The organism is Pseudomonas sp. B6(2017) (assembly GCF_002112765.1).
GTDB classification, from domain to species: domain Bacteria; phylum Pseudomonadota; class Gammaproteobacteria; order Pseudomonadales; family Pseudomonadaceae; genus Aquipseudomonas; species Aquipseudomonas piscis.
Genome location: NZ_NEIQ01000050.1, coordinates 1 through 2,578 on the forward strand (window position 1 = coordinate 1; position 2,578 = coordinate 2,578).

5 protein-coding genes are annotated in these 2,578 nt (G+C 65.7%); all 5 read left to right on the forward strand.

Features of this window, described 5'->3' with window-relative positions; genetic code table 11:
- Nucleotides 1-394, forward strand: a 394-nt coding sequence (locus CAG11_RS32820) for a phage tail protein (RefSeq protein ID WP_143494893.1), incomplete at its 5' end; no start/stop codon positions are given.
- A complete protein-coding gene (locus CAG11_RS32825; RefSeq protein WP_085600835.1) occupies nt 387-842 on the forward strand; it encodes a phage virion morphogenesis protein in 456 nt (151 codons plus the stop codon). The genes CAG11_RS32820 and CAG11_RS32825, both read left to right, overlap by 8 nt.
- Nucleotides 843-903: 61 nt before the next feature.
- On the forward strand, nt 904-1,476 hold the full coding sequence (locus tag CAG11_RS32830) for a phage baseplate assembly protein V (protein ID WP_085600837.1): 573 nt from the start codon (nt 904-906) through the stop codon (nt 1,474-1,476).
- Nucleotides 1,473-1,817, forward strand: coding sequence for a GPW/gp25 family protein (locus CAG11_RS32835; protein WP_085600839.1), 345 nt, complete (start codon nt 1,473-1,475; stop codon nt 1,815-1,817). The genes CAG11_RS32830 and CAG11_RS32835 overlap by 4 nt, the downstream gene beginning before the upstream one ends.
- On the forward strand, nt 1,814-2,578 hold a 765-nt coding region (locus tag CAG11_RS32840; protein ID WP_085600843.1), incomplete at its 3' end, for a baseplate J/gp47 family protein. The genes CAG11_RS32835 and CAG11_RS32840, both read left to right, overlap by 4 nt.

Below are 2,578 nucleotides of genomic sequence, written 5' to 3' on the forward strand. Positions count from 1 at the left end.
CAACACTGACCGGCTGCTGATCTTTATTGACAACGGCAAGGTCCGCTGCACCGCGGCCGCCAGCCTCTCGTTCGAGTACAGCTATGACCTGCAGGTGATTCTGACCGACTTCGCCGGCCACCCCGACAGCGTGATGGTGCCACTGCTAGCCTGGCTGCGCGTGAATCAGTCCGAGCTGCTGGAGAACCTGGACAAGTCGGCCGAGGGCATCAAGTTCGAGGCAGATCTGCTCGATAAGAGCAAGGTCGACATGAGCCTCAGCCTGCCACTGACCGAGCGCGTCGTCGTGCGCACCGAAGACATGGGCACCGTCACCATCAGCCACCCGGGCGAGCCACAACGTAACCTCAACCTGGCGGATGGCCTTGGCGAGTGGATCGTCCCCAATGGCTGAGCTCGAAGCCCTGGAAGACTGGGCCGCCGGCCTGCTGGGACGCCTGCATCCCAGCACCCGAAACAAGCTCGCCCGCAGCGTCGGCCAGGCCCTGCGGCGCAGTCAGCAACAACGGATCATCGCCCAGCGCAACCCGGACGGCAGCAAGTACGCCCCGCGCAAACAGCGGAACCTGCGGGGCAAGCAAGGCCGGATCAAGCGCAAGGTGAAGATGTTTCAGAAGCTGCGGACGGCTAGTTTCTTGAAGGTCCAAGGGGATGGCCGGGCGATCAGCGTCGGTTTTACTGGGCGGGTCGCCCGAATAGCGCGCGTGCATCAATACGGGCTGAGGGATCGGGCTGAGCCTGGAGCACCAGACGTGAAGTATGAACAACGCGAGGTGCTCGGCTTTACCGATGCGGACCTCGACCTGATCCGCGACCAGTTGCTCTCCTACCTCACCCTGTAGCCGGCCTGGCTACAACACACCCCGGCTGCGTCCGCGTGCGCGTAGCGCCATCCTCGGCGCTATGAACGATCTAGCCACCCTCGCCCGCCTGATTGAAAACCTCGTCCGCTTCGGCGTCGTCGCCGCTGTGCAGATGACCCCGCCGCGCGTGCGGGTGAAAACTGGCGAGCTCACCACCACCTGGCTGCCCTGGCTGGCCGTGCGTGCCGGCGCTGACCGGGAATGGGACCCTCCCACCGCCGGCGAGCAGGTCCTGCTGATCAGCCCCTCGGGCCAGCTCGGCAACGGCGTGGTCTTGACCGGCCTGTTCAGCGATAGTGCGCCGGCCAATGGCAACCGCGCCGGCCTGCACCGCCGCACGTACAGCGACGGCACGGTGATCGAGTACGACAGCGTGGCCCACCACCTCAACGCCACCCTGGCCCCGGGCGGAACCACCAACCTGGTCAGCACCGGCGGCATCACCATCGTCGGCCCGATCACTCACCAGGGCGACTACACCCAAACCGGCAACCAGACCGTCACCGGCAAAGTCACCGTGTCGCAAGACGTGATCGCCGCCGGCATCAGCCTGATCAAGCACCTGCATGGCGGGGTAATGCCCGGTGGCGCGAAGACAGGAGCCCCGGAATGAACCGAGAAACCGGCGCCGCGATCAGCACCTCGGAACACATCGAGCAATCGTGCAGCGACATTCTCAGCACACGCCTCGGTACCCGCGTCATGCGCCGCGAGTACGGCAGCCTCCTGCCCGAGCTGGTCGATCACCCGTTCAACGACCAGACCCGCCTGCGCGTGTACGCGGCCACCGTGATGGCGCTGATGCGCTGGGAACAGCGCATCAGCCTGAGCCGGGTTCAGTTCCTGGGCGCCACCCTGCAGGGTAGCGCCGTGCTGGATATCGAATGCCGGCGGGTCGATAGCAACGAACCGCTGAACATCAGTGTCACCCTGCAGCTGGGGGCCAGTGCATGAACACCTTCGTCCCTATCGACCTAAGCCAGCTCCCCCCGCCAATGATCGTCGAGCAGATCGACTACGAGCTGATCCTCGCCGAGCGCAAGGCCTACGCCATCAGCCTGTGGCCTGCTGACGAGCGACCAGAGATCGCCGCCCGCCTGGATATGGATTCGGAGCCCCTGGCCAAGTTGCTCCAGGAGAACGCCTACCGTGAAATGGTCTGGCGCCAACGGGTAAACGAGGCCGCGCTCGCCAATCTGCTGGCCACCGCCAAGGGCACCGACCTGGAGCAGTTGGCCGCCAACTACAACGTCAAGCGCCTGGTGGTGCAGGAGGCCAAGCCGAATGCGGTACCGCCTCAACCGCGGATCATGGAAAGCGACGACAGCCTGCGCGAACGCGCGCAGATGGCATGGGAAGGCCTGAGCACTGCCGGCCCGCGCAACAGCTACATCTTCCACGCCCGGGCCGCCGATGGCCGTGTCGCCGATGCCACTGCCGAGAGCCCATCGCCAGCCGTGGCGGTGGTGACCGTGCAGAGCCTGCTCGAAGACGGCACTGCGCCGCCGGATCTGCTGGCCGCGGTCAATCGCTACCTGAGCGACGACGACCGGCGCCCGGTGGCCGACCGCCTGATCGTCCAGGGCGCCACCATCTTGCGCTACAAGGTCAAGGCAAAGCTCTACCCGCTGTCGAACGGCCCTGAGGCGGAACCGATCCTCGCCGCGGCGGAAAAAAGCCTGCAGGCCTACGTGTACCAGCGCCGGCGGCTAGGA

Coding starts and splice junctions, on each gene's coding strand:
- CAG11_RS32825 (WP_085600835.1), top strand. CDS start 387: ATGGCTGAGCTCGAAGCCCTGGAAGACTGGGCCGCCGGCCTGCTGGGA.
- CAG11_RS32830 (WP_085600837.1), top strand. CDS start 904: ATGAACGATCTAGCCACCCTCGCCCGCCTGATTGAAAACCTCGTCCGC.
- CAG11_RS32835 (WP_085600839.1), top strand. CDS start 1,473: ATGAACCGAGAAACCGGCGCCGCGATCAGCACCTCGGAACACATCGAG.